Origin of the sequence: Pseudomonas sp. NyZ201, from assembly GCF_049860765.1 — a bacterium.
GTDB classification, from domain to species: domain Bacteria; phylum Pseudomonadota; class Gammaproteobacteria; order Pseudomonadales; family Pseudomonadaceae; genus Aquipseudomonas; species Aquipseudomonas bharatica.
This window is the reverse complement of record NZ_CP187557.1, coordinates 2,534,947-2,558,985: the sequence shown is the minus strand read 5'-3', so window position 1 is coordinate 2,558,985 and position 24,039 is coordinate 2,534,947. Positions and strand designations below refer to the sequence as shown.

The following is a 24,039-nucleotide window of genomic DNA, read 5'->3' as shown; positions in this document are numbered from 1 at the left end:
TCTGTATCCTTTCAATTGATTGATTAAACGTTGTAACGCGGAGCGAGTTTGTTGCTGGAGAGATGTCCGTACAGCGCCTTGCGGCTGGTTTCGTACAGCTCGAAATGCTGTATGTCCTGCATGGAAGGGATGGAGATCAGGACACCGTTGTCGAAGTCTTGAAGGGCGCCATCCACCAGGTCGCTTGCTGACATCACGATGCTGGGATCAAGGTTCTCGACGGGCAGCCCACCGATCTCCCAGAAATCGGTCGCCGTGGCTCCTGGCAGTACCGCCTGAATCTTGATGCCCTGTTCTGCCAGCTCTTTGTGCAACGACTGAGTGAAGGCCGTGACGTAGGCTTTGCTTGCGCCATACACGCCATTCAGAATTTCCGGTGCCAGGCTGACGATTGATGAGATATTGATGAGTGCGCCCTGTTGGCGAGCGATGAAGCCCGGAACTGCGGCGTAGGTCAGTCGAGTGAGTGCCGTGACGTTGAGGCTAATCATCTCGGCCATTCGCTCCACGTCGCTGTCCAGCAAACGGGTGTGAGTACCAATGCCTGCGTTGTTAACCAACAGATTGATGCTGGCGTCTTCGCGCAATTTGCGTTCCACTCGCGCCAGGTCCGCTGCGTTGGCCAGGTCTGCGGGGAAGACTTCAACGCTCTGCTGAGTCTCGTTGGTGATGCGGCTAGCAAGAGCGTTCAGGCGATCACGATTGCGGGCGACCAGTATCAGGTCATAGCCACGTTGAGCCAGGCGGCCTGCGAAAATTGCGCCGATGCCGGTGGATGCGCCTGTAATCAGGGCGGTGCCTTTGTATTCCTGAGTCATGATCCAGCTCCGTTGTTTGGGTGTGGAGCCATGATGCAAAAAATCAGATTTGTCTTAAACGACGCATATGGTCATGTTTTAAGACATCACAATCGGAGCACGGTTATGCATCGAATCGGCTACTTGGTCACGGATGGATTTCAGGTGATGTCTCTGGCCACCCAGGCAGTTTTTGAATTCGCAAACATGGTCGCGGGCGAGCCTGTGTACCGGATTCAGAACTACTCGGTGTTAGGAGGGAGCATTCGATCATCCTTGGGTATGCACATCGATACGCTGGCTTTGGATGATCCAGGGCTTGCAGATAGCTGGATGATCACAGGGACACTCACTCCGCTTACGCCTCCCGCTACTGAGGTTCTGTCCAGCGTGCAGGGATTTGCCCAGAGTTCCAGGCGCATCGCGGGTATCTGCACAGGAGCGTTCGTCTTAGCTCAAGCGGGTGTCCTCGATAACCGGCGTGCGACTACTCACTGGGCATATGCCAAGACTCTTCAAAGCATGCACCCGAGCATTGAGGTGGAAGAGGATCGAATCTTCATCGTGGACGGCCCTGTTTGGACCTCTGCGGGAATGACCGCAGGCCTCGACATGGCGTTGGGGATGGTGGAGAAGGATTTGGGAACGGAGCTTGCCAAATCGGTTGCTCATAAGCTCGTAATGCACCAACGCCGATCGGGAGGGCAGTCTCAGCACTCTGAGTTGCTTGCTCTGGCGCCCAAGTCTGATCGCATTCAGAGCGCTTTGGATTATGCACGCAAGCATTTGAACAGGGCACTGAGTGTCGAAGAGCTCGCGGAGGTTGTTCATCTGAGCCCTAGGCAATTCACGCGGGTCTTCACTGCCGAAACCGGTCAATCACCTGCGAAAGCGGTGGAGAGCCTACGACTAGAGGCAGCTCGGCTAATGATCGAGCAGAGTCGCCATAGCCTGGACACGGTAGCAAGGGAAACCGGGTTCAGGGATCGTCGACACATGCGCGAGGTATTCATCCGAGGTTTTGGGGTTCCCCCGCAAGCAGTTCGCCGCGACGCTAGGCGAGTCGAGTAGAACTCGCTTTCCTATTAAACCGAACGGTTCGATACTGGGCTCATGTCGATCGTTTAGGTACCGAAAATGGGACGGTTTGTACCCGCATGCGAAAGGCTTGATTTGTATGACTGTTTAGGGTCGAAAACAGCCTCATCCCGACCTCTGCTGAGGTGCGCAAACATCAACCCAATGGCTCACGATTACACCCGTCAATAAGGCTAGGCCCCTGGAACCACTCAACATTACCCACCGGAAAAAACCAGCCACCGCCCTCCCCTACATCCGATGCTGTTCCACCAAAAAATCCACGAACAACCGCACCCGCGCCGGCATCGTCGGGCCACCCACAAAAACCGCATGAATCGGCTCTCGGTCACCGGGGTTCCAGGCTTGCAACAGCGATACAAGGTCGCCCCGGCGCAGGTCCTCACTGACAGTGAACTCGCCGATACGCGCAATCCCGGCGCCGACCCGCGCGAGTTGGGCCAGTGCATCACCGCTGCTGCATTCGATGTTGCCGCTGACATTGAGGGAAAACGCTTTGCCGTCGCGCGTAAACGGCCAGTTGGGTTCGGCACGCCGGAAGTTGAAGCGCAGGCAGTTGTGCCGTAACAGGTCTTCCGGTTCCTGGGGGGTGCCGTGGCGTTGCAGGTACTGGGGCGATGCCACTACCACCTGGCCGGTGTCGCCGATCCTGCGCGCGGTCAGCGGGCTGTCGGGCAGGTGGCCGAAACGTATGGCCACATCGGCCTGGCCGCCGAGGATGTCGACCACTTCGTCGCCCAAGGTGAGGTCCACGACGATATTCGGGTAGTGCTCGCTGAAGGCCGCGACCAGGGGAACGATAGACATCCGCCCATGGCCAAGGGCAGCGCTGACCCGCAATCGCCCCTTGGGTACGCCTTGGTCGGCAATGGCTTCTTCGACCTCATCCATGTCGGCCAGGATGCGCCGGGCGCCGCGCAGAAAGGCTTCGCCCTCGGCGGTGAAGGTGATCGCCCGCGTGGTGCGCAGCAGCAGCCGGGTGCCCAGGCGCTGTTCGGCACGCGCGATGATTCGACTGACCGCCGAGGGCGTGAGCCCCAATGCACGCGCGGCAGCCGACAGGCTGCCTTGCTGCGCTACGGTGGCGAACACAAACATCTCACCTGATCTACCGTTGAAATCCACTTGTGCCTCTTACGCAAAGGTGATTGCCAAAAATGCCGTCTACCGCCTGAAAGCGCTTGATCGTAGCATTGGCGGCATAGATAAGGAGCCTCTTATGCGTATCAATCCACCCCTTGTTGCACTCGCCATTGGTGCCTTTGGCATCGGCGTTACCGAGTTCGCCCCCATGGGCATGCTACCGGGCATCGCTGCGGACCTCGGCGTTTCGATTCCCGCTGCGGGCTTGCTGGTCAGTGCCTACGCCCTGGGCGTACTGCTTGGCGCGCCGCTGATGACCCTGACCACCGGCAAGATTCCCCGGCGTTATCTGCTGATCGGCCTCATGGCGATTTTCACCCTGGGTAACCTCATGTCCGCACTGGCGACCGACTACTACAGCCTCATGATTGCCAGGGTGGTGACCTCACTGAACCACGGCGCATTCTTTGGCGTCGGCTCCATCGTCGCCGCCAGCGTGGTGGTTCCTGAAAAGCGTGCTGGCGCGGTAGCGGCGATGTTCATGGGCCTCACCCTGGCAACCATTGGCGGTGTGCCGCTGGCCACGTGGTTTGGCGAGCTGTTCGGTTGGCGCACCGCCTTCTGGGGCATTACCGGCCTCGGCGTGCTGACCATGGCCGCGTTGTGGCTCGCCCTGCCCGACCTCAAGGCACCGCCAGGCGGCGGTGTCATGGCCGAAATCCGGGTACTGGGCCGTGCCCCGGTGCTGGCGGCGCTGGCCCTGACCGTCGTCGGCTCGGGCGCAATGTTCACCGTCTTCACCTACATCGCTCCGATCCTCAGCGCCGAGACCCACGCCTCCACCGCCTTCATCACCGCCATGCTGGTGCTGTTCGGCGTAGGGCTGACACTGGGCAACATGTGGGGCGGCAAAGCTGCCGACCGCTCGATAGACCGTACCCTGATCGTCTCGCTGAGCGTGCTCATCCTGGTCCTGCTGGCGTTCACCGTACTGATGCGCTGGCCGCTGCCGGCCGCCGTAGCCATCCTGATCTGGGGCATCGCCAGCTTCGCCCTGGTGCCGCCGCTGCAGATGCGCGTGATGGAAGCCGCCAAGGACGCGCCTAATCTCGCCTCGGCGGTGAACATTGGTGCGTTCAACCTTGGCAACGCGATTGGCGCGGCGCTGGGAGGCGCGGTGATCAAAGCGGGGTTGGGTTATCCGGCGATTTCCCTGGCGGGGGCGGCGATGGCCGGGTTGGGGTTGTTGATGGTGTTGGGGTTTGCGTGGCGGTCGCTCAGATCGGACGTGGGTACCTCGCCCTCGGCCGTCGGTGGATCGCATCAGGGCTGACAGGGCTTGCCATGACTTTTTTGGCGCCCTTGAGATCGACGCCGCCCGCGCGGCGCATCGCCGGCAACGCCGGCTCCCACAGTTCAATTTTGCCAGGTCAAATCGAGTGCTACTTATCTGAATGAAGGTGCACGCTATCGATTACTCTGGATCAAAACGTGCGGGGGTAGGGATTTGCCAGGCGGGCTTCTTTTCACCTTGGCTGTTGAAAGCGCGACGCGCCTCGCGGAATTCCTCAGCATTTTCGACCACCCACATCCAAACGGGGGACATCCGAACCAACAGCTCCCTACCCAGCGGAGTCAGCTCGTATTCGACGCGCGGCGGAATTTCCTCGAACTCCCGTCGAAGCAGTAATCCATCTCGCTCCATGGCGCGTAGCGTCTTGGTGAGCATTCGCTGGGTCACCCCAGTCATCTGTCTTTTTATCTCGGCGTGGCGCATCGTGCCGTACACGCCCAAAGCATGCAGGATGCCCAATGACCATCGGCTACCTGCGTGAGCGAGGACTTCCCGCCTGACGCCATCATCGTCTTCCCGGAGCGTTTGGCAGATGGCTTCTGCCTGGCTCAGAGCGTCCTGATTGGTCATTTATTCCTCCTAGGTATCACGCGTGTGCCTTCTTACGAGTACTGCCTGATCATGCCAGCATTCGCTCATGTTATAGGCATCACGCCTCAGGAGAAATCATGACCGAAGCAACCCCGCTTTCCCCTCAATCCATTCTTGTTCTCGGCGCTGGGGAACTTGGTCTCCCGGTTTTGCGCAATCTCGCGCGAGTGGCCAAACGCGCACCTGGTTCCCAAATCAGCGTTCTTCTCCGGGAGTCGACCATCAACACCCAGGTACCGGAGAAAAAGGCCGAAATCGATGAGCTTCGCGGGCTGGGCATTCAGATGGTCGCAGCGGACCTGGTGAACGATTCAATTGAACAGTTAGCTGAAGTGTTCGCCCGGTTCGATACCGTCATAGGCTGTGCCGGTATGGTCGCGGGTCGAGAAACCCCCATGAAACTGGCAACAGCAGCGCTAAGGTCGGGGGTGAAGCGCTACTTCCCGTGGCAGTTTGGCGTGGATTTCGAAGTGATCGGTCGGGGCAGCCCCCAAGATCTTTTCGATTCTCAACTCGATGTACGCGAGGCGCTTCGTGCGCAAGACAAAACTGAATGGGTCATTATCTCGACCGGCATGTTCACCAGCTTCCTTTTCGAGCCCGTATTTGAGGTCGTCGACTTCGACAATGACACCGTTAACGCTCTCGGCAGTCTTGAGAACAGCGTGACGCTCACTACACCAGACGACATCGGCGCTCTCACGGCGGAAATCGTCTTCTTCGAACCTCGCTTGCGCAACGAGATTGTCTATCTCTCAGGCGACACGGTGTCGTATGGGCAAGTCGCGAACATCCTCGAAAATGCGCTGGGTCGTCCATTCAAAACTCATGTGTGGACTGTTCCGTACCTGATGGATGAGCTGAGGAAAGACACTACCCATCACATCAAAAAGTACCGTGCTGTATTCGCCCAAGGCAGAGGTGTGGCATGGCCTAAATCGGGAACCTTCAACCAACAGCAGTCGATTCCAGTAACCACCGCTGAGCAATGGGCTCGGGCGAACCTTGGGGGCAAGTGAGCGCGACGACACATAGCTGACTTGCCGAGAAACCCCTGGGCTCGACAGTGCTAAATAGCCCACCGCCCAACTCCCCAGTCCGAGCAAGCCTCCACCCCATGAGTCAGATGAGCTTTTCGGATTTCGAGCACGCCGGTAAGCGCAAGCAAACCCATCGTGAGCGCTGCCTTGCGAGATGGAGCAGATCGTGCAGTGGAGCGGACGGGTCGCGTTGATCGAGCCGCATTATCCAAAAGCAGATTGCGGTCGCAAACCCTATCCAGTGAAAGCCATGCTGCGCATTCATCTGCTGCAAAACCGGTTTTCACTGAGCGCCCCGTACAAGATCGGACGCAGGGTTGAAACGGTCAAAGCCCAGGCAGGAACCAAGGTCGCCCCCCCATTTCGTGTCATCAAGCAGCAGTTTGGTTACGTGAAAGCGCCTTTCTCCGAGTTGACAAAGAACACGGCGCAACTGACCACGCTAGTTGCGTTGTCGAATCTGCGGATCGCCCGACGCCACCTGTTGAGCGTGACGGGAGCGGTGCGTCTGTAATGCAGAAAACCAGAGGCGTCTCTGGTTTTTTGTGTAGTGCGCGCATTAAAAACCGGATGAACCGGCGTTGAGCTCAGGGAGAATTTCATCTGGAATTTTCAAGTAGGCTGCCTGTCATGGCGACAGATACAAGGTCGAATGAGTTTCCGGAACTGTTAGGACGCTGACATCGACATTACATTTTTTTCAGTTTCTGCAGGGGGGCGTTTTCTGGTGCAAGCTGAAAGTCCGACCAGCACAGATGAACGCAGATGAAGCGCAACCCAGGCCACTTGGTGCAGCAATGCACGACATAACATGACGGTCGGCAAGGGTGACAGTGCGTATGGTCGATGTCCGCCTCGTACGCGAAGGGGACGCAATGGACCCTTCCTTTACCAACTACCGCGCATGACCGATGTTGAAGGTGCAGTAGCGATGCTGTTCGGCGCGTATAAATCGACCAGGAGGACAAAGACTGCACTCTGCGGATCGGCGCATTAAGTGATGAATTTGATTAGGCTTGGATGTGGGCGGCAAGCAAAGCTTAACTGAAACATTTTTGGGGTGATTCGAAAGTCTTTGTCGAGGTACCTATAATCGCTTTACTAGAGGCATGGCCGAATAATGCGACTTTTCTGGTAGTCAAAAATCGATGAAGCGAGAAAAACTGCTGGATTATTTGCAAAGCACGAAGGACGCTTTCTACGCACGTGAAGTCGATGACGCCATAATTCTTCATTTTGACCTGATGCTTGAGCACTACGAGCGCAAACCTTTTTTCTGCAAAGCACTGATGAAGCATGATCGCTTAATGGTAGTCATGACATTGTTTGCATTTCATTATCGTAGCCCTCTAACACCTTTGTCCCAGGTTCGGGAGTTTTGCGTCAGGCGAGGATATCTGTCGCGTAATAGCCTTGAGTCCTATTTCTCGTTCCTCCTTGTAACTGGTTATATGCACATTGAAGTGCACCCGGATGATGCACGCTTTCGCATCTATACGCCAAGCACGTCTGCTATTGATGAGGCCGCAAGGTTCATTAAAGCGTATCTGATAGCTGGAGATCTGTTGTTGGCGCGGAAGGATGGGCCGGTCACGTACGCAGATGCTACCGCGCTGCTAAAGTGTTTCTTTACAGGATTCGTACGGCTTTTGGACGCCGACATTTTGCTTGATAGTCTGCTGCCAGAGGCCAAGTGGATTATGAACAGGGATGGCGGCCACTTGCCCATGCTCGCGCTATATCTGGATGCGTTAAGGTATCGATCAAGTAACGGGCGCTACAAGGTCTCGACTTATGCAGAATTATCCTCACGCCTGCATGTATCCAAGACACATGTGATGAGATTAGTTCGTGACGGCGAGGCCAAAGGCTATTTTCGTTGCTGCGGTAGTGCAGTCCAGATGCGGCCAGTTTTCGCAGATACAGTGAGACAAACGATGGCCATTAACTTCGCGGTTGCGCGGATCAGTATAGAGCTAGGGACACATGCTAAAGAAGATAAGTCGTTCTCGCGAGGTTCTGAATCTGTCAGCTAGCCAAGGGCAACGTATCAGATTGTTGTTACGAGACGGGATTATCGCCGTTCCGTTACGGGGGCTCGCCCGTTGGCTTTTGATTCATGTGATGCTGGCAGAGCGAGCTGGAAGTCCTGCTGCCTGGATAACTTTTCTGTTAGCCATGATAGTTTTCCTGCTGCAAATGTTTACACCGTCAGACCAGGTTTGGCGTTTTTCAGGTCGGCTGTTCGTGTACGCGGGAATAGTGGGTTTCAAGCTGGTAGTTATAAATCACCCGATAGTGTGTCGACTAGATTCACTGCCGTTGACAGTGCTGGGGGTGGTGGGAGCATCTACCAGTTGACATCACTGTACAACCGTCGTGCACTGATAGATCGATTGCTTGATTTTGTCGAGACCTACCCTGGTGGCTATTTCATGATGATTGATGTCGATGATTTTAAAAGCATTAATGATCAATGGGCACGCCGTTGGCGATGAGGTACTTCAAGTGTTAGCCCGCCGTTTGAATGAAATGGCTGTTGGGCATTGCGTAGGGCGGCTGGGTGGCGAGAAATTGGGTCTGATCATTGATGCGCAAGATCCTGAGAAAGCGCGGCTACTGGCTGAAAAATGCTGGAAGCGATACGCACTTGCCGAGAGGCGCCGGTTGCGCTTACGTTCAGTGCAGGCTTAGCACCTTTTGCCTAGGGTCGAGACATTTCCGAAATACTCATTCATGCCGACCGCAACTTGTACAACGCTAAACGCGCAGGTAAGGATCGAGTGTGTTCGGGAACGCGCTGCGTTGGTTGAGCCTGACCATAGCCCACGCCCGGCGCAAGTGCTTCGATCTGCATGTCACAGCGGCACACTCGCTGCCTTGAGTTGCCTAAGGACGAAGCTGGAGACCGAGTGTCGTAGACCTGGGATCTTGTAGAGCTTCTCCCTGAGGAGCCTCTCGTAATCCCGTGTGTCCTTCACTGCGAGACGGAGAAAGTAATCGTATTCCCCGGAGACGAGATACGCTTCGATGACCTCAGGAATCTCAGCGAGGGCCTTCTCAAACGTAGCGAGCACATCATCACCGTGCTGGTCGAGAGTCACCATAACGATCAGACCTTCCCCATACCCGAGAGACGCCATGTCGATTCTCGCTTGGTATCCCTGGATGATCCCCGCTTCCTCCATGCGCTTGATGCGCTGCCAGCAAGGACTTGAGGACAGTCCTACTTGCCTCCCGATTTCCTGAAGACTCGCTCGGCCATCCTGCGTGAGAACCCCGAGGATCCTCCTGTCCATGCCATCCAATTGATTGTTCTGCATACCCTGCAAACCTAAGAAATATTTTCTGAATGATAGGTATTTGGCCGAACAAAACGAAAGCACTTTCTGTGCTCGGAGGGAGATAATTTCATCGCAGCCCGGTAGCGCAGCAAGCTACGTCATAAGTGCGCCGGCGTGTGCAATCCACCGACGGCCGATCACGTGAGGGCTGGACTCCCAAAAGGAATACAGCGAGATGCGCAAAGTGAGATACGACATGCCAGAGGCTCTGAAGAGTCTCGAATTCATCCTTGAACAAGTTATCTACGGAACCGAGGTCATCATCGCTCGGGATGGCGTGGAGATCGCCCGCGTGACAGCCGTTGAGGGCCTCACGAAGCGCCGCTCGGTTTCATTGGAGGCGACACATGAGCACCAATGACGGCGCCCTATATCCTCGACACACGGCCCTTGATGACGCCTACGGCCTGTTTACTGGGATCGCCCTGGCCGCAACTGGAATCGCCATCCTGGGGAAGTCTGGACTTATCACAGGAGGCATCGCCGGGATGGCCTTGTTGGGGTCGTTCATCAGTCCTTATCCTGCGTCGACTCTTGTCCCAGCGATCAACGTCCCGTTTCTTCTATTTGCTCTGTTTACCATGGGCCGAGCGTTCACCCTCAAAAGCGTCCTTGTGAGTTTCGCCCTAGGTGCGGGCGTCAAGCTCATCACACCGGCTCTCAATGTCTCCGGTGTGGATCCTTCGGTCGGTTGGGTGATCGGCGGGACACTCCTGGGGATGGGTATCCTGTGCCTTGCGAGACACGATGCATCCATGGGCGGAACCGGATCGGTCGTCCTCTGGGTGCAGAAGCGCTTTGGGATTAACGCGGGTATCTCTCAGCTTGCTTGTGACTGCATCCTGTTCCTTGTTGCGAGTTTCTACCTGCCAGTCGATAAGATGATTTGGTCTCTGGTGGGAACCGTAGCGATGAACCTCGTGCTCATCATCTGGCATAAGCCTGGACGTTATCGCGGGTAAGCGAGCTGAATCTTCTTGCCCAACGCCACGACCCGGGACTGCAACTGCAATGCCTGTGCTGCCAAGGCACGAAGCTGTTCCGGGCGATGGTGGGGTTCGGTGGGTGTGTTCGGCAGCCGCTTACCGCTCCTGGCCGAGAGCGACCGCTGCTCTGGCTAACCATCCTTGTTCTCGCACCGTGGAGGATTTGCCATGAACATCATCGCAACCTGCGGCCGTCAGCCCTGGAGCACAGGAAAATTGATCGGACAGAACGCCCCGCCCCGACTGAGAGATATCTGGGCTATCCAAGTAAGGCTTCAAATTGGAGAGAAAACCCGTGACCTAGCTCAAGCCAGGGGTGGCGCTTAGCCTGACACCACTTCATCGAGTCGTGAGTGTGTGGCAAGGAGCCGGGATCACTTGCACCTGCCCATGCTCGACGCCCCGCTCGACCATCAACTGGCGAGACAGCTTGCCGATGGGGCCGCTTGGGCCTTGAAGTACCGAGACTTCCAGGCAATGGCCCGCATCCAGATGCACGTGCAGTGTCGAGCGCGTCAGTTCATGGTGGGCATGCAATGTCTGGTTGAGGCGCTTGGGGAGTTCGCGGGTGGCGTGGTCATACAGGTAGCTGACCACCGCCACGCACGGGGCATCATCCGGCAAGGGCTCTGCCTCGCGCAGGCCGTTGCGCAGCATGTCGCGAATGGCCTCGGACCGCCCTTGGTAGCCTTGCACTTCCACTCGCCGATCGATGAGATCGAGCAGCTCTTCATCCAGCGTGATGGTGATCCGTTGCATTTTGTAACTTCCGGTAAGAGGATTTTACATAGACATCATACCCCCCACTCTTTAGCCTACGGCCTCCGTTGAAGTGGGGGACGCAGTGTGAAGCAGCAGCCTGGTAAACGAAAGCCTGCCCTGTGGGGCGTTATTCTCCTCGTGGCGAGTGCCATCGCCCAGGCCGCGGACACCGGGCAGCCAGGTCCGACACTGGTGTACTCCTGGCCCGTCAACGCCGGTCCCCTTGATCCCCGCGGTTATTCACCCAACCAGATGTACGCCCAGGCCATGGTTTACGAACCTCTGGTTCGCTATACCCACTCAGGCTCCGTGCAACCGTGGCTGGCCACGGGCTGGAAGGTCTCCGAAGACGGCAAGACCTACACATTCACTCTGCGCGACGGCGTACGCTTCAGCGATGGTACGTTGTTCGATGCTGCGGCCGCCAAGGCCAACCTGGACGCTGTCCTGGCCAACAGCCAACGCCACCGCTGGATGGAGCTGGTGACCACGCTTGATCACATCGAAGCCCCCGACCGCCTGACCTTGCGCCTGGTGCTCAAGCACCCTTATTACCCGACCCTTATGGAGCTGGCCCAGGTCCGCCCGCTGCGCTTCGGTGCTCCTGACGCCAAGCCCGGGCAGCCCGTCGGTACCGGGCCATGGATGCGCGCCGAGTCGCGCCTGGGCGAACACGATCATTTCGTCCGCAACCCCCTGTACTGGGGGCCACAGCCGGCCTACGGCGAAGTGATGGTGAAGGTCATTCCGGACCCCAACAGCCGCGCCTTGGCCCTACAGGCCGGAGAAGTCGATCTGACCCAGGGGGCAGCCGGCGAAATCACCGCAGGCACATTCGTCCGCCTGCGTGACCAGGGCTACGCCACCGCACGTTCAGCGCCGCTGGCCACACGCATGCTGGCCATGAACACAGGCCGTGGCGCCACTCGCGACCTGGCTGTACGCCAGGCGATCAATGAGGCGGTGGACAAGCAGGCAATTATCGACAAGATCCTCTACGGCCTTGAACCCAAGGCTGATACGTTGTTCGCCAGCAACATGCCGTATGCCGACATCGGACTGGAGCCCTATCCGTACGACCCTGCCCAGGCGAAGCAGATGCTGGACTCCGCAGGCTGGACGCTTGCCCCCGGAGCCAGTGTGCGCAGCAAGGCCGGCGAGCCGCTTTCGATCGAACTCGTGTTCCTTGGTACCAGCGCCTTGCAGAAAAGCCTCGCCGAAGTGCTGCAAGGCGAACTGGCCAAGATCGGCGTCCAGATCGCGCTACGTGCCGTGGAGGAAGGTGCATTGGTACGCCGGCAGCGCGACGGCGATTTCGGCATGATCTTCGCCGACACCTGGGGCGCACCCTACGACCCCCACTCGTTCATCAGCTCCATGCGCTATGCCGGCCACGCCGACTACATGGCCCAGCGTGGCCTGGCGATCAAGGACGAGCTGGATCGACGTATCGGCGAGGTGCTGGCAAGCATTGACGAGCAACAACGCGCCGAGCAGTACCGCTTCATCCTGAGCACGCTGCATGAGCAAGCGGTGTACCTGCCCATCTCGCACCTCACCGCCATCAGCGTACGCCGTGATTCGGTCGCTCACGTCGAGTTCGGTAGCACCTTGTTCGATGTGCCGTTCGAGGCCATGACGCCGAAGCAGGGCCGCTGAGATGCTGCGCTACATACTGCTGCGCCTGATACTGCTGGTGCCGGTGATGCTCGGTGTGTCACTGCTGGTGTTCGTCCTGCTGCACCTGGGCAGCACAGACCCGGCACTGGATTACCTGCGCCTGTCGCATATCCCGCCCACCGATACCGCCATCGCCGAAGTCCGCCACGCTTTGGGCCTGGATCGCCCCTTGTACGCGCAGTACCTGACATGGCTGTGGAAGGCCCTGCACCTGGACTTCGGGATTTCCTATCTGACCGGTCGGCCGGTACTGGATGACCTGATGTACTATCTGCCTGGAACCCTTCAACTGGGCGGGCTGGCACTGGCCTGTACGCTGTTGCTGTCGATCCCGCTGGGACTGTTGGCCGCGCGCTGGCAGGGGCGCTGGCCCGACCATGCGGTGCGGGCGGTCACCTTTCTTGGCGTGTCGATGCCCAACTTCTGGCTGGCTTTCCTGCTGATCGCCCTGTTCTCGCTGTGGCTGGGCTGGCTGCCGCCGCTTGGGCGCGGCACGGCCGGGCATCTGGTGATGCCCGTGCTGGCCATCGCACTGATGTCGATGTCGATCAATGCTCGCCTGCTGCGTGCCAGCCTGCTTGAGGTCAGCGGCCAACGCCATGTGCTCTTCGCCCGCGCCCGCGGCCTGCCCGAGCGGCTGGTGTGGCGTGATCATGTCCTGCGCAACGCCTGGCTGCCCTTTGTCACGGCCACCGGCATGCACGTAGGCGAACTGATCGGTGGTGCGCTGGTGATCGAAACCATCTTTGCCTGGCCTGGCCTGGGGCGTTTCGCAGTTTCGGCGGTGCTCAACCGCGATTTCCCGGTGATGCAGTGTTTCACGCTGCTGCTGACCGGCCTGCTGATGGTCTGCAACCTGCTGGTGGACGTGTGCTACGCCTGGCTCGATCCACGCAGCCGCCTGGAGGGCGCAAGCGCATGACCGTTCTCGCGACAATTCGTCGGCCGGCGTTTGCTGGCAATGCTGGCCTGATTCTGGGCCTGGTTCTGGTTGGGCTGTTGGTTGTGCTGGCAGTGTTCGGCCCTTGGCTGGCCCCGCACGATCCCGACCTGGTCGACCTCAGCCAACGCCTGATGCCTCCCGACGCCGGCCACTGGCTGGGCAGCGATCACCTGGGGCGCGACCTGCTCTCACGCTTGATCGTCGGCACCCGACTGTCGCTGGGCAGCGTGATGCTGACCCTGGCGCTGGTGCTGGCCCTTGGACTTGCCGTGGGTGGACTCGCAGGCTTCGTCGGCGGGCGTACCGATCTGCTGCTGATGCGTCTGTGCGACATGTTCATGACCTTCCCGACCTTGGTGCTGGCGTTCTTCTTCGTCACCCTGCTGGGTACCGGCCTGACCAACGTCATCATCGCCATCGCCCTCTCGCACTGGGCCTGGTACGCGCGCATGGTGCGCGGCATGGTGATTGCCCAGCGTGGTCGCGAGTACGTGCTGGCTTCACGACTGGCCGGTGCGTCGCGCTGGACACGTTTGCGCCAACACGTGCTCCCGAATATCGCCGGTCCCCTGCTGGTGCTGGCGACCATGGACATCGGCCACATGATGCTGCACGTCTCGGGCCTCTCCTTCCTTGGCCTGGGCGTGACACCGCCAACCGCCGAATGGGGCGTGATGATCAACGATGCCAAGGAGTTCATCTGGACGAACCCACACCTGCTGCTGTTGCCGGGGCTGATGATCTTTTTCTCGGTGATGGCTTTCAACCTGCTGGGCGATGCGCTGCGTGACCGCCTCGACCCAACCCGGGAGCGCCACTAGATGAGCCCATCGACTCTTGAAGTGCGTGACCTGCGTATCGAAACCAATGCCGGTGTGCTGGTGCATGGCGTCGATCTGCAACTGCGTCGCGGTAAAGTCAGCGCCCTGGTTGGAGCCAGTGGTTCAGGCAAGTCGCTGAGCTGCCTGGGCATGCTTGACCTGTTACCTGCGGGGCTTGTGCGCACGCAGGGCGCGTTGCTGCTCGACGGCCAATCGCTGGGCGCCAGCCAGGTGCGCGGTCGCCTGGCTAGCCTGGTCCTGCAAAACCCGCGCAGTGCGTTCAACCCTGTACGCGATATGGCCAGCCACGGCCTGGAAACGCTACGCCAGCGCGGCATGACCGGTGCCGCTGCCCGTGAGCGCCTGGCCCATTGCCTGGAAGTCGTAGGCCTGAAGGAGCACAAGCGGGTACTCCAGTCGTTTGCCTTCCAGCTCAGTGGCGGCATGCTCCAGCGCATGATGATAGCCCTGGCGCTGATGGCCGAGACGCCATTTCTGCTGGCTGACGAATCCACCAGCGACCTGGACCTGTTGAGCCAGGCACGCTTTCTCGATCTGCTCATGGAGCTGGTTGAACGGCAGGGCCTGGGCGTGCTGCTGGTGACCCATGACATGGGCGTAGTCGCACGCTGTGCCGACCAGGTCGCGGTGATGGAGGCTGGGCGTATCGTCGAGCAGCAACCGGTGCATTCACTGTTCACCCATCCGATCAGCACCACCGCGCGCACGATGCTTGAAGCCCATCAAATCCTCTGCGGGAGCCAACCATGAGTCTGCTGCATGTCCAACAGGTGAGCCACCGCTACCGCACGGGCGGAATCCTGCACAAACGCGGCTGGTTGCAAGTCCTCGACAGTCTGGACCTGAGGCTTGAGCCAGGTCAGTCGGTCGGCCTGCTGGGCAGCAGCGGCAGCGGCAAAAGCACGCTTGCTCGTCTGCTGCTTGGGCTGGAAACACCGAGCCAAGGCCAGGTGACCTTCGCTGGACAAGCGGTCAGCCAACTACGTGGCGAATCAGCGCGTGCCTTCCAGCGCACCGTGCAGTTGGTGTTCCAGGACGCGCCGGGGGCCTTCAACCCGCAGCGCAGCATCGGCTGGAGCATTGCCGAGCCATTGCGCCACTTGACCAATCTGGATCAGGCAGCCCGGCACACACGGGCCGTTGAATTACTGGAGCAAATGGGCCTGCGCGCCGAGCATGCCGAGCGCCGGCCGCAGCAACTCAGCGGCGGCCAGCTGCAACGGGCCAGCATCGCCAGGGCACTGGTGATTTCACCAAAGCTGGTGGTGCTCGACGAGGCGTTATCAAACCTCGATCGGGTACTGCAATTGCAACTGCTGCAACGCCTTGAGGCACTGCGTCGCGAAAGCGGCACAGCCTTCCTGCTGATCACTCACGATTTGAGCCTGGTGCGTTATTTCTGTCAGCGGGTCGTCGTGCTCGATGCGGGACGCATTGCCGAAGACCGCACAGTGAACGGTGACCTGTCGTTCGATGGCCCCGTGGGGCAGCAGTTGCAAGCGGCAGTGTTGCCTGAGCGCCCGGTAAGGACCAGCGTTCGGCCCAATGGATCTCTCGTCTGAACAACCACAGGGTTGCCGCCTGGGCCGGGATACAGAACAGCGCGTATTGGGAAAATACTGCGCCGCGGGCAAATAGAGAGCGTCGAAGGGTCATGATGACCAAGTGTCTTGGGATCGGTGGCGCTCGGCCTCGTTATGGATGAGGGTGGCGTTCGTTCATGGGCGAGATCCGGCAGCGGAAGTTTCTCATGACAGATGAAGGGTTTCGACCCGGATGGGTAACGTTGGCGGAACCCGCCAGAGGTAAAAGCGCGGGCAGCCGCCCCCGCACCGAAGTGCGGCGTTGGCTTGACCCGCGCCGTGCGGCGGGCAAATCAGGAAGGGAACAGCGTGCTCAGGCAGGCGAGCTTCTTCTTGTAGGAGCGTCGGGCTTGCAGCGCCTCGTCCAGGGTTACCGCGATGAAGCGCGCCTTCTGGTTGGGTTGCATCTGGCCGATCAGATCGAGGTCGGCACTGATCACCGTACCGATCATGGCGTAGCCGCCCCCGGACACTGCATCGCGGTGCAGCACGATGGGCTCCAGCCCGGCCGGTACCTGGATCGAGCCGATCGGGTAGCAGCTGTCGACGATGTTCGACGGATCGGAACCAGCGCCGAACGGCTGCTCGCGCGGCTGGAAGCTCAGCGGGCTGCCACCCTTGAAGCGATAGCCAATGCGATCCGCTTCCGAACCGACGGTCCAGGCTTCGGCGAAGAAGCTGTCCGCCGCCGCCGGAGTCAAGCGCTCGTAGTACAGCCCCGGCACCACCCGCAGGACAATCTCTCCGCCCAGCGACTGACGCAGCGCCATCGGCAGGCTCGCCCCGACACGCCCTTTGCCGCTGGCGACACCTACCGGCAGTTCATCTCCGATCGCCAGCCGGCGCCCCTGAAAACCGCCCAGCGCCCCCAGCGCGTAGGTGGAACGGCTGCCGAGCACCAGCGGCACATCGATGCCGCCGGCCACCGCCAGATACGCCCGTGCGCCGGCCTTGGGGAAATCGAAACGCAGCACTTGCCCGGCCTTCACTTCGAACGCGGTGTCCAGGTGCATGTCCACGCCATCGACCTTCGGGGTCATCTGCGCGCCACAGACTGCCACCAGCGCATCCTGCTGGAACTCCAGCTCCGGCCCCAGCAACGTACACTCCAGCGCCGCCGAATTGGCCGGATTGCCGACCAGCTGGTTGGCGGCGCTCAGGGCGTACTGGTCCAGCGCGCCGGATGGCGGGATGCCCAGGTGGTAATAGCCTTCGCGGCCGAGGTCCTGCACCGAGGTGGCCAGACCGGGTTTGAGTACCTTGATCATGCCAGCACCTCCTGCAGCGACTTGGGATAGCCGACCGGGTCGGCGAGGAACGCATCGAGCGAGAACTCCACTGCACGGATGCGCAGGTCGAAGCGCCCGGCTTCGACCTCGGCGACGGCGTGGTCATAGGCTTCGCGGTCCATCGGCTTGAACTGCACGATGTCGCCGGGACGGAAGAACACCATGTGCTCCTTCAGGTACGCCAGGCGCTGCTGCGGGTCGTAGATCGGTGCCGGGGTGACGCCGAACATCTGGTAGCCACCGGCGCCACGCACCGAGTAGATGCAACCGAAGCAGCCGCCATGGCCGAGGGTCAATTTCGGCGTGTCGGTACGCGGCCGCAGGTACTTGGGTACCTGCAGCTGGCGTTCGCGCTCGACCATCTGGAACATGAACGGCAGGCCCGCGACGAAGCCCACCATCGACACGAACCACGGCGCGCCACTGTGGGCAGCGATGAACGCCTCGACGTCGGCCAGGCCGTTGATGCGCGCAGCGTACTCCAGGTCCGTGGCGCTCGGGTCCTGGTGGCGGTCACGAAAACGCATCAGGGTTTCGTGGGTCCAGGGATCGTTGTAGAGCACCGGAATCTCGATGATCCGCGTGTGCAGGGTGCGCTCGGCCACGGCCTCGGCCTCGGCGCCCTTCACCGCCTCAAGCAGATCGGCCGGCGCGATGCGATCCGGATCGAAACGGATCTGGAACGAGGCGTTGGCCAGGCACACGTCGAGCACGCCATCGAGGGCCAGGCGCTCCACCGCACGGGTCACCGCCATGCCCTTGAAGAAGGCTTCAAGGGACATGCTGTCGCTGACCTCGGCAAACAGATGTTCGTCGGCGCCAAAGCTGTAGCGAATCGGACTGCTCATGCTTCACCTCCGCTGCGGCGCTCGGCCAGCCAGGTTTCCAGGGTGCCGGTGTGGAAGTCGGCGCTGTGCAACCAGGGTTGCTCCAGCAATTCACCGTGCAAGGACAAGGTGCTGGCCATGCCGGTGAGCGTGGTCTGCTCGACCGCCCATCGCGCGCGGGCCAGGGCTTCATTGCGATCACGGCCATGGACGATCAGCTTGGCCAGCAGCGAGTCATAGTACGGCGGCACGCGGTAGCCTTCATACAGATGGCTGTCGACCCGCACGCCCTCGCCTTGCGGCCAGTTCAGCGCCTGCACAAGGCCCGGGCTGGGGAAGAAATTCCGCGCCGGGTCTTCGGCGTTCAGGCGCATCTGCAGGGCTGCGCCGTTGAGCCTGATATCGCTTTGCTGAAGCCCCAGTGGCTCGCCACCCGCAATGCGCAACATGGCCTGGACCAGATCGATGCCGGTGACCAGTTCGCTGACCGGATGTTCTACCTGGATCCGCGTGTTCATCTCGATGAAGAAAAACTCGCCGGTGGCGTCGTCGTACAGGTATTCAAGGGTGCCGGCGCCCTGATAGCCCAGCGCCTCGGTCAGGCGCACGGCGCTCGCGCACAGGGCCTCGCGCTGCTGCGCATCGAGGGCCGGCGACGGCGCTTCCTCGAAGATCTTCTGGCGACGGCGTTGCAAAGAACACTCGCGCTCGAACAGGTGCACCGCATGCGTGCCGTCGCCCAGCACCTGCACTTCGATGTGCCGGGCCTTGCCGATGAAGCGCTCCAGATACACCGCGCCATTGCCGAAAGCGGCCTGGGCTTCGCGCTGGGAACGGGGGAATTCTTCGCTCAACTGTTGCGGGTTTTCCGCCAGGCGAATGCCGCGCCCGCCGCCGCCAGCCGAGGCCTTGATCAACAGCGGGAAACCGACCGATTCGGCGGCCTTGAGCGCCGACTCCACATCGAACAGTTCACCGGGGGAACCGGGCACCACCGGCACGCCTGCTGCTTGCGCGGTGCGCCGGGCTTCGGCCTTGTCGCCCATGCGCCGGATGGTCTCGGGGGACGGGCCGACGAAGATCGCCCCGGCGGCCAATACCGCTTCGGCGAACTCGGCGTTTTCCGAAAGAAAGCCGTAGCCGGGATGGACCGCGTTGGCTCCGGTGGCCTTCAGGGCACCGAGCAAGGCCTCGACATTGAGGTAGCTCTTGTCGGCGCGGGCCGGGCCGAGGATGTGCACTTCGTCGGCCAGGCGCGCGGCCAGGGAATCGACGTCTGCTTCGCTGCACGCCGCCACGGTTGGAATCCCCAGCCCTTTCGCGGCACGGATGATGCGCACGGCGATCTCGCCACGGTTGGCGATCAGCAATTTACCAATGCCTTGAGTCATGCTCATGCCCTCACGCGTCTTCGAGTGTGGCGATGACCTGACCCGGCTCCACCGGATCACCGTCCTCGACCAGGAACGCGTCCAGGCGCCCTGCCACACCGGCGGTCAGTTCGGAAAACTGCTTCATGACCTCGATCAGGCCGATCACCGTGTCGGCACTGACTTCGGCACCGGCCTCGACGTAGTTCGGCGAGTCCGGGGTGGCCTTGCGGTAGAAAGTCCCCGGCAACGGGGTGATGACTGGGTGCTGCGCCATGTCTGTTCCTCTTGGAATACTTGTAGAAAGGCAGGCCAAAAATGGGTGTCTCGGGTAAACCCTGGCGTCTGCGTGCCAGGTGTCTTCGCTTGCGTTATCGCGGTGCACGCACCTTGATCCCCGCGCCATCGAGCGCTTTGCGGGTGGCCTCGACCAGCGCCAGGGCGCCGGGTGTATCGCTGTGCAAACAGATGGAGTCGAAGGTGATCGGCAGGTCTTCGCCTTCTACCGTGCGCACCACCCCTTCCTGGCAGGCACGCAGCACCCGCGCAGCAACCTGAGCCGGGTCGTAGCCACGCACATTGCGGGTGAAGACGATGGAGCCGCTGAGGTCGTATTCGCGGTCGGCGTAGAACTCGCGGATCACCGGTTGGCCGAGTTCCGTGGCAATACGCCAGATCACCGAACCGGGCATGCAATACAGCAGCAGTTCGGGCTCCAGGCGCTGCAGGTTTTCCACCAGCAAACGCGCCGTTTCCTCGTCCCGGGCCAGGTGCATGTACAGCGCCCCATGAGGCTTGATGTGCTGCAGGGCCACGCCCTGAACCCGGGCAAGCTCACGCAGGGCGCCGAGCTGGTAGAGCATGTCGTCCACCAGCTCCTGGGCCGGCGCATTGATATGGCGGCGACCGAACCCGACCAGGTCGCGAAAACCCGGATGGGCACCGACGGCCACGCCCAGGCGCCTGGCCTGTTCGACCGTGCGACGCATGGTGCCGGGGTCGCCGGCATGGAAGCCGGTGGCGATGTTGGCCGAACTGATGAAGCCCATCAGCTCGTTGTCGACCCCGTCGCCGATGGTCCACGGACCGAAGCCTTCGCCCATGTCCGAGTTGAAATCTACTGCCTGCATGCACGTGCTCCTGACGCTTGTGACTTCATGCAGACCACGTTAGATTCCAGCCACCCCCTTGGGAAGATCTATTATCAGAGGGTGTATCTTCTGAAAAACAGATACCCCATCACATGGAGCTTGCATGTCACTGACTCTGCGCCAGGTTCGCTATTTCGTCGCCACGGCGGAGATCGGGCAGATATCCCAGGCGGCGATTCATCTGAATATTTCCCAGTCGGCGGTGACCACCGCGATCAAGGAGCTTGAGGGCCTGCTCGGCACGCTGCTGTTCCAGCGCTCGGCCCAGGGCATGAGCCTGACCGATGCCGGGCGGCACTTTCTCAACCGGGCCTACGTGATCCTGCGCAGCGTCGACGACGCCCTCAACAGTCCGCTGCCGGATGTCCGCGCCAGCGGCCTGTTGCGCGTCGCGGCCAGCTACACGGTGCTCGGCTACTTCCTGCCGCACCACCTGCAACGCCTGGAACACTGGTACCCGGACGTGACCATCGACGTGCACGAACGGGAGCGCCAGGCCATCGAGCAAGGCTTGCTGGAAAGCGAATTCGACATGGCGGTGGTGCTCACCTCGAACCTCACCCACCCGGACATCGTCTCGGAAACCCTGTTCAACTCCGAACGCCGGCTATGGCTGCCCAGCCACCATCCGCTGTGCGAACGCTCGGCCGTGAGCCTGGCCGATGTCACCCGCGAGCCCTTCATCCTGCTGACCGTCGACGAAGCCGAACAAAGCGCCATGCGCTACTGGGAACATGCCCACCAGCAGCCCAACGTGCGGGTTCGCACCAGTTCCGTCGAAGCGGTGCGCAGCATGGTAGCCAACGGCAGCGGCGTAGCGATCCTCTCCGACCTGGTGCACCGCCCCTGGTCGCTGGAGGGCAAGCGTATCGAAACCGTGACCATCGTCGACAAGGTCACCCCCATGAGCGTCGGCCTGGCCTGGCATCGCGAGCGGGAATTCACGCCGGCGATGCACGCCTTCCGCAATTACTTCCACGACGCGTTTCTGGCGCCGCAGCAGCTTTCTGCACGGCGCTGAGGGTACAACGGTCAGGCCGGTCGAACGGGTCGTTCAAGCGCTCTTGGAGGGATCGGGGTGGACATCACGATTGAGGTTCGCGTTTCTCCGTAGAGGTTGATCTTTTCGATCAGCCGCTCGAGGTCGCTCATGCTGGCGGCGACTACGCGGAAGATATAGGAGTCGGCGCCGGTGATGTGGTGGCACTCCAGGACTTCCGGGATCGACTGCAGGAGCTTGAGGAATTTGGCTTTGGCAGGTTGGGGGACCGTCATGGCCAACATTGCGCTGACCTGGTAACCCGCTGCTACCGGGTTGACTCGGGCTGCGTAGCCCTCGATCACGCCCTCCTCCAGGCGCTTGACGCGTTCGGTAACGGCCGGCACCGAGAGATGCACGTGGCGGGCGAGTTCGGTGTAGGTCATACGGCCGTTGCTTTGGAGGCGGCCGAGGATTTTCCAGTCGATATCGTCCATATGCCTTAATTCCTTAGGTAAAGGATGAATATTCCTTGGAAAGCGCATTCAGCACAATCGGGCGGACACGTACCCTTTTCCCGTCATCAATGAGTAACGCCGGGAGAGAACCATGTTGTTCGTCAAATCGCTGGTTATCGGCTTTTCAATTGCTGCACCCGTGGGCCCGATTGGATTGCTCTGCGTTCAGCGCAGCCTGAAACGAGGTTTTCGTTCGGGGCTGGCGACCGGGCTGGGGGCTGCAAGCGCCGATACGCTCTATGGGTTTCTAGGCGCGATTGGCATTACCGGGATCGCCGTTTCAGCCCCCTCTCTGGTGGTTTTTCTCAAAGTGGTTGGCGGTGCGTTCCTGGTGTGGCTGGCGTGGAGCATTGCCCGGGACGCACTGAAACCCAAGCAGGCGGCGCAGGTGCCGGCCACGGCGGCGGTCACCCGTGATTTTCTGACAGCGTTTGGCTTAACCCTGTCCAACCCGATGACCATATTGGCGTTCATAGCGATTTTTGCCGCACTGGACCCGCTGTCCGTCGAGCACCCACAGGAAGGCAGAGCACCGTGGTTTGCCACGCTTCCAATGCTCTGCGGGGTGTTTTTGGGTTCTGCTGCCTGGTGGCTATGCTTGAGCGGGCTCACGGCGGTGTTACGTAAGAAAATGTCTGTTTCATTCATGCGGGGCATCTCTGCAGTTTCCGCTGTGGTTATCGGCACCTTTGGTTTGGTTCAGGTATTTACAGGGTTGCGCGACGTCTTCTAGTCGACTCGGTCCGGGTAGGAGCTGGCTTGCCTGCGATGGACCGCAAGGCGGTCCCAAAACCTGCCACACCGGACTGTCTGGATTAATGCGATCTACAAGACGCCTTGAATCCGAAACCCGATGCGGCCCTTCGCGGCGGTTCGGCGGTCCGACAAGCCACGCTCCTGAGCCGCATCGGCCATCAGCCAGAGATGCGTAGATACCCATGCACCCGATCCCGGCTCGTTTAGCAACTTCCCGGCTGTCGCATAGCGCTACAAACCCCTGCCCCTTCCGACTTTCTTGTAGGCAATTTCCCAAGCATACTTCCGCGCCGTCTTTGTCATTGCGCTCCTGGAAATCAGTGCCTAGGCTGCCTCGGTCGCTGCATATCAGCGATCAGGTTTGGTCACCTGGCAAATCCGAAGCGCGCAGGCGCCCATCCGTTTTGGCGGGCGCTTTTTCGTGGCTGCTGCTTTATGGCGGCTGTGCGCAGGGCGCTTTTCAGCGCGCCGGGTTTGCCTCGGTTCCCGGTTGACCAACCTGTGTCACAGTCGCCACCCATCGTTTGGTCACGACGGTGTGGCGTATCCGATCAACCGAGGAGATACGCAATGAGCAAGCCCGTTCCCGATCCACCCACCAATACCCCCGTCAGCGCCCACACCCACTTCGCCACCTGCAACGGCACCCATCCGCCCCTGTTCGCCGTATGCGAGGGCGCGCGGATGGAAGATGTGCTGGTTCACCTCACCCTGTCCCTGGCCTCGGCTTATGAAACCAACTACCAGGTCTGCGAATCGGCCAGCAAACCGATGCAGAGCCTGGCCTGGGCGACCCAGCATTCGCTGGAGATCTGCCAGGCGTTGGTGGAGTCGTTGTTGAAGAGGAAGGCAGAGTCAGGGTTGGGGACTGAGGACGCCTGATCAGATTCACCCACGAAACCCAGGGTTCCCGGATTTGCCCGGCAGACTCGGGACTTGGGTCTTATGTCGCGTTGAGGCCAATCGCGGCAGTTCAGTAAATCCGCACCTTTACTGCGTGGCGTCCCTATTCGGGAAAATGCAGGTTGGCAGGGTTTGAGCGTGGC

Annotated in this window: 25 protein-coding genes and 3 pseudogenes; 17 read left to right on the top strand and 11 right to left on the bottom strand. The window is 60.4% G+C overall.

Going from position 1 to position 24,039, the window contains the following annotated elements:
* Nucleotides 1-23 precede the first annotated feature (23 nt).
* The gene (locus tag ACPFMA_RS11345) at nt 24-818 is read right to left on the bottom strand and encodes an SDR family NAD(P)-dependent oxidoreductase (protein ID WP_425930204.1); all 795 of its coding nucleotides are present in this window, start codon (nt 816-818) and stop codon (nt 24-26) included.
* A gap of 105 nt (nt 819-923) precedes the next feature.
* Here ACPFMA_RS11345 and ACPFMA_RS11340 point away from each other — a divergent pair, with 105 nt between their 5' ends.
* Nucleotides 924-1,868, top strand: coding sequence for a GlxA family transcriptional regulator (locus ACPFMA_RS11340; protein WP_420057315.1), 945 nt, complete (start codon nt 924-926; stop codon nt 1,866-1,868).
* 258 nt (nt 1,869-2,126) lie between these two features.
* On the opposite strand, the gene ACPFMA_RS11335 is transcribed toward ACPFMA_RS11340, so the two are convergent.
* Nucleotides 2,127-3,020, bottom strand: coding sequence for a LysR family transcriptional regulator (locus ACPFMA_RS11335; protein WP_425930203.1), 894 nt, complete (start codon nt 3,018-3,020; stop codon nt 2,127-2,129).
* A 94-nt stretch (nt 3,021-3,114) separates the two neighbouring features.
* Here ACPFMA_RS11335 and ACPFMA_RS11330 point away from each other — a divergent pair, with 94 nt between their 5' ends.
* Nucleotides 3,115-4,311, top strand: a complete 1,197-nt coding sequence (locus ACPFMA_RS11330; protein ID WP_425930202.1) for an MFS transporter — start codon at nt 3,115-3,117, stop codon at nt 4,309-4,311.
* Between the two features lie 141 nt (nt 4,312-4,452).
* Here ACPFMA_RS11330 and ACPFMA_RS11325 read toward each other — a convergent pair whose 3' ends face one another.
* Nucleotides 4,453-4,902, bottom strand: coding sequence for a winged helix-turn-helix transcriptional regulator (locus ACPFMA_RS11325; RefSeq protein ID WP_420057253.1), 450 nt, complete (start codon nt 4,900-4,902; stop codon nt 4,453-4,455).
* Between the two features lie 98 nt (nt 4,903-5,000).
* Between ACPFMA_RS11325 and ACPFMA_RS11320 the strand changes: the two genes are divergently transcribed.
* From ACPFMA_RS11320 to ACPFMA_RS11305, 4 genes and pseudogenes are all read left to right on the top strand, one after another.
* Nucleotides 5,001-5,942: an aromatic alcohol reductase gene (locus tag ACPFMA_RS11320; RefSeq protein ID WP_425930201.1), complete on the top strand. Its 942-nt coding sequence runs from the start codon at nt 5,001-5,003 to the stop codon at nt 5,940-5,942.
* 98 nt (nt 5,943-6,040) lie between these two features.
* Nucleotides 6,041-6,477, top strand: a pseudogene (locus tag ACPFMA_RS11315) (hypothetical protein).
* 634 nt (nt 6,478-7,111) lie between these two features.
* Nucleotides 7,112-7,999 (top strand): hypothetical protein, encoded by an 888-nt coding sequence (locus ACPFMA_RS11310; protein ID WP_425930200.1) that lies wholly within the window; start codon nt 7,112-7,114, stop codon nt 7,997-7,999.
* Nucleotides 8,000-8,263: 264 nt separating this feature from the next.
* Nucleotides 8,264-8,657, top strand: a pseudogene (locus ACPFMA_RS11305) (GGDEF domain-containing protein).
* Nucleotides 8,658-8,821: 164 nt separating this feature from the next.
* Here the strand turns inward: ACPFMA_RS11305 and ACPFMA_RS11300 are convergent.
* A complete protein-coding gene (locus ACPFMA_RS11300; protein ID WP_420057248.1) occupies nt 8,822-9,286 on the bottom strand; it encodes an Lrp/AsnC family transcriptional regulator in 465 nt (154 codons plus the stop codon).
* A 196-nt stretch (nt 9,287-9,482) separates the two neighbouring features.
* Here ACPFMA_RS11300 and ACPFMA_RS11295 point away from each other — a divergent pair, with 196 nt between their 5' ends.
* The 3 genes and pseudogenes from ACPFMA_RS11295 to ACPFMA_RS11285 all read left to right on the top strand — a co-directional run.
* Nucleotides 9,483-9,668 (top strand): hypothetical protein, encoded by a 186-nt coding sequence (locus ACPFMA_RS11295; protein WP_420057247.1) that lies wholly within the window; start codon nt 9,483-9,485, stop codon nt 9,666-9,668.
* Entirely contained in the window at nt 9,655-10,269 is a 615-nt protein-coding gene (locus ACPFMA_RS11290; protein ID WP_420057246.1) for a YitT family protein, read from the top strand. Before ACPFMA_RS11295 ends, ACPFMA_RS11290 begins: the two co-directional genes overlap by 14 nt.
* A gap of 192 nt (nt 10,270-10,461) precedes the next feature.
* A pseudogene (locus ACPFMA_RS11285) lies at nt 10,462-10,599 on the top strand (integrase); the annotation flags it as partial.
* Between the two features lie 33 nt (nt 10,600-10,632).
* On the opposite strand, the gene nikR reads toward ACPFMA_RS11285, so the two are convergent.
* Nucleotides 10,633-11,052: a nickel-responsive transcriptional regulator NikR gene (gene nikR, locus ACPFMA_RS11280; RefSeq protein WP_420057245.1), complete on the bottom strand. Its 420-nt coding sequence runs from the start codon at nt 11,050-11,052 to the stop codon at nt 10,633-10,635.
* Nucleotides 11,053-11,139: 87 nt separating this feature from the next.
* Between nikR and nikA the strand changes: the two genes are divergently transcribed.
* Genes nikA through nikE form a run of 5 tightly spaced genes read left to right on the top strand, consistent with a single transcriptional unit; the run spans nt 11,140 to nt 16,082 of the window.
* Nucleotides 11,140-12,714, top strand: coding sequence for a nickel ABC transporter substrate-binding protein (nikA, locus tag ACPFMA_RS11275; protein WP_425930199.1), 1,575 nt, complete (start codon nt 11,140-11,142; stop codon nt 12,712-12,714).
* A gap of 1 nt (nt 12,715) precedes the next feature.
* A complete protein-coding gene (nikB, locus tag ACPFMA_RS11270) occupies nt 12,716-13,657 on the top strand; it encodes a nickel ABC transporter permease subunit NikB (protein WP_425930198.1) in 942 nt (313 codons plus the stop codon).
* Nucleotides 13,654-14,499 (top strand): nickel ABC transporter permease subunit NikC, encoded by an 846-nt coding sequence (gene nikC / locus ACPFMA_RS11265; RefSeq protein ID WP_425930197.1) that lies wholly within the window; start codon nt 13,654-13,656, stop codon nt 14,497-14,499. Before nikB ends, nikC begins: the two co-directional genes overlap by 4 nt.
* On the top strand, nt 14,500-15,270 hold the full coding sequence (locus ACPFMA_RS11260) for an ATP-binding cassette domain-containing protein (RefSeq protein WP_420057240.1): 771 nt from the start codon (nt 14,500-14,502) through the stop codon (nt 15,268-15,270). It abuts the gene before it with no gap.
* The gene (gene nikE, locus ACPFMA_RS11255; RefSeq protein ID WP_425930196.1) at nt 15,267-16,082 is read left to right on the top strand and encodes a nickel import ATP-binding protein NikE; all 816 of its coding nucleotides are present in this window, start codon (nt 15,267-15,269) and stop codon (nt 16,080-16,082) included. Before ACPFMA_RS11260 ends, nikE begins: the two co-directional genes overlap by 4 nt.
* Before the next feature lie 314 nt (nt 16,083-16,396).
* Here the strand turns inward: nikE and ACPFMA_RS11250 are convergent, their stop codons facing one another.
* The 5 genes from ACPFMA_RS11250 to ACPFMA_RS11230 form a co-directional block, all read right to left on the bottom strand.
* The gene (locus tag ACPFMA_RS11250; RefSeq protein ID WP_420057238.1) at nt 16,397-17,371 is read right to left on the bottom strand and encodes a biotin-dependent carboxyltransferase family protein; all 975 of its coding nucleotides are present in this window, start codon (nt 17,369-17,371) and stop codon (nt 16,397-16,399) included.
* On the bottom strand, nt 17,368-18,240 hold the full coding sequence (locus tag ACPFMA_RS11245) for a 5-oxoprolinase subunit B family protein (RefSeq protein ID WP_420057237.1): 873 nt from the start codon (nt 18,238-18,240) through the stop codon (nt 17,368-17,370). Before ACPFMA_RS11245 ends, ACPFMA_RS11250 begins: the two co-directional genes overlap by 4 nt.
* The gene (locus ACPFMA_RS11240) at nt 18,237-19,610 is read right to left on the bottom strand and encodes an acetyl-CoA carboxylase biotin carboxylase subunit (protein WP_425930590.1); all 1,374 of its coding nucleotides are present in this window, start codon (nt 19,608-19,610) and stop codon (nt 18,237-18,239) included. The genes ACPFMA_RS11245 and ACPFMA_RS11240 overlap by 4 nt, the downstream gene beginning before the upstream one ends.
* Nucleotides 19,611-19,620: 10 nt before the next feature.
* On the bottom strand, nt 19,621-19,866 hold the full coding sequence (locus ACPFMA_RS11235; protein WP_009401419.1) for an acetyl-CoA carboxylase: 246 nt from the start codon (nt 19,864-19,866) through the stop codon (nt 19,621-19,623).
* 94 nt (nt 19,867-19,960) lie between these two features.
* Entirely contained in the window at nt 19,961-20,719 is a 759-nt protein-coding gene (locus ACPFMA_RS11230; protein ID WP_420057235.1) for a 5-oxoprolinase subunit PxpA, read from the bottom strand.
* 124 nt (nt 20,720-20,843) lie between these two features.
* On the opposite strand from ACPFMA_RS11230, the gene ACPFMA_RS11225 reads away from it, so the two are divergent.
* Nucleotides 20,844-21,761 carry a LysR family transcriptional regulator gene (locus ACPFMA_RS11225; RefSeq protein WP_064303485.1) on the top strand — a complete coding sequence of 306 codons (918 nt, stop codon included), beginning with the start codon at nt 20,844-20,846 and terminating at the stop codon, nt 21,759-21,761.
* Between the two features lie 11 nt (nt 21,762-21,772).
* On the opposite strand, the gene ACPFMA_RS11220 is transcribed toward ACPFMA_RS11225, so the two are convergent.
* Nucleotides 21,773-22,216 (bottom strand): Lrp/AsnC family transcriptional regulator, encoded by a 444-nt coding sequence (locus tag ACPFMA_RS11220; RefSeq protein ID WP_420057233.1) that lies wholly within the window; start codon nt 22,214-22,216, stop codon nt 21,773-21,775.
* Nucleotides 22,217-22,328: 112 nt separating this feature from the next.
* On the opposite strand from ACPFMA_RS11220, the gene ACPFMA_RS11215 reads away from it, so the two are divergent.
* Nucleotides 22,329-22,970: a LysE family translocator gene (locus tag ACPFMA_RS11215; protein WP_425930195.1), complete on the top strand. Its 642-nt coding sequence runs from the start codon at nt 22,329-22,331 to the stop codon at nt 22,968-22,970.
* A gap of 593 nt (nt 22,971-23,563) precedes the next feature.
* Nucleotides 23,564-23,875 carry a hypothetical protein gene (locus ACPFMA_RS11210; protein WP_425930194.1) on the top strand — a complete coding sequence of 104 codons (312 nt, stop codon included), beginning with the start codon at nt 23,564-23,566 and terminating at the stop codon, nt 23,873-23,875.
* Nucleotides 23,876-24,039: the final 164 nt, after the last annotated feature.

Bases quoted from the DNA above. Each gene is read 5' to 3' on its own strand.
- ACPFMA_RS11225 (WP_064303485.1), top strand. From the start codon at position 20,844: ATGTCACTGACTCTGCGCCAGGTTCGCTATTTCGTCGCCACGGCGGAG.
- ACPFMA_RS11240 (WP_425930590.1), bottom strand. From the start codon at position 19,610: ATGACTCAAGGCATTGGTAAATTGCTGATCGCCAACCGTGGCGAGATC.
- ACPFMA_RS11230 (WP_420057235.1), bottom strand. From the start codon at position 20,719: ATGCAGGCAGTAGATTTCAACTCGGACATGGGCGAAGGCTTCGGTCCG.
- ACPFMA_RS11245 (WP_420057237.1), bottom strand. From the start codon at position 18,240: ATGAGCAGTCCGATTCGCTACAGCTTTGGCGCCGACGAACATCTGTTT.
- nikE (WP_425930196.1), top strand. From the start codon at position 15,267: ATGAGTCTGCTGCATGTCCAACAGGTGAGCCACCGCTACCGCACGGGC.
- nikB (WP_425930198.1), top strand. From the start codon at position 12,716: ATGCTGCGCTACATACTGCTGCGCCTGATACTGCTGGTGCCGGTGATG.
- ACPFMA_RS11310 (WP_425930200.1), top strand. From the start codon at position 7,112: ATGAAGCGAGAAAAACTGCTGGATTATTTGCAAAGCACGAAGGACGCT.
- ACPFMA_RS11325 (WP_420057253.1), bottom strand. From the start codon at position 4,902: ATGACCAATCAGGACGCTCTGAGCCAGGCAGAAGCCATCTGCCAAACG.
- nikR (WP_420057245.1), bottom strand. From the start codon at position 11,052: ATGCAACGGATCACCATCACGCTGGATGAAGAGCTGCTCGATCTCATC.
- ACPFMA_RS11215 (WP_425930195.1), top strand. From the start codon at position 22,329: ATGTTGTTCGTCAAATCGCTGGTTATCGGCTTTTCAATTGCTGCACCC.
- ACPFMA_RS11260 (WP_420057240.1), top strand. From the start codon at position 14,500: ATGAGCCCATCGACTCTTGAAGTGCGTGACCTGCGTATCGAAACCAAT.
- ACPFMA_RS11210 (WP_425930194.1), top strand. From the start codon at position 23,564: ATGAGCAAGCCCGTTCCCGATCCACCCACCAATACCCCCGTCAGCGCC.
- ACPFMA_RS11290 (WP_420057246.1), top strand. From the start codon at position 9,655: ATGAGCACCAATGACGGCGCCCTATATCCTCGACACACGGCCCTTGAT.
- ACPFMA_RS11330 (WP_425930202.1), top strand. From the start codon at position 3,115: ATGCGTATCAATCCACCCCTTGTTGCACTCGCCATTGGTGCCTTTGGC.
- ACPFMA_RS11345 (WP_425930204.1), bottom strand. From the start codon at position 818: ATGACTCAGGAATACAAAGGCACCGCCCTGATTACAGGCGCATCCACC.
- ACPFMA_RS11340 (WP_420057315.1), top strand. From the start codon at position 924: ATGCATCGAATCGGCTACTTGGTCACGGATGGATTTCAGGTGATGTCT.
- ACPFMA_RS11300 (WP_420057248.1), bottom strand. From the start codon at position 9,286: ATGCAGAACAATCAATTGGATGGCATGGACAGGAGGATCCTCGGGGTT.
- ACPFMA_RS11220 (WP_420057233.1), bottom strand. From the start codon at position 22,216: ATGGACGATATCGACTGGAAAATCCTCGGCCGCCTCCAAAGCAACGGC.
- ACPFMA_RS11295 (WP_420057247.1), top strand. From the start codon at position 9,483: ATGCGCAAAGTGAGATACGACATGCCAGAGGCTCTGAAGAGTCTCGAA.
- ACPFMA_RS11235 (WP_009401419.1), bottom strand. From the start codon at position 19,866: ATGGCGCAGCACCCAGTCATCACCCCGTTGCCGGGGACTTTCTACCGC.
- ACPFMA_RS11250 (WP_420057238.1), bottom strand. From the start codon at position 17,371: ATGATCAAGGTACTCAAACCCGGTCTGGCCACCTCGGTGCAGGACCTC.
- nikC (WP_425930197.1), top strand. From the start codon at position 13,654: ATGACCGTTCTCGCGACAATTCGTCGGCCGGCGTTTGCTGGCAATGCT.
- ACPFMA_RS11320 (WP_425930201.1), top strand. From the start codon at position 5,001: ATGACCGAAGCAACCCCGCTTTCCCCTCAATCCATTCTTGTTCTCGGC.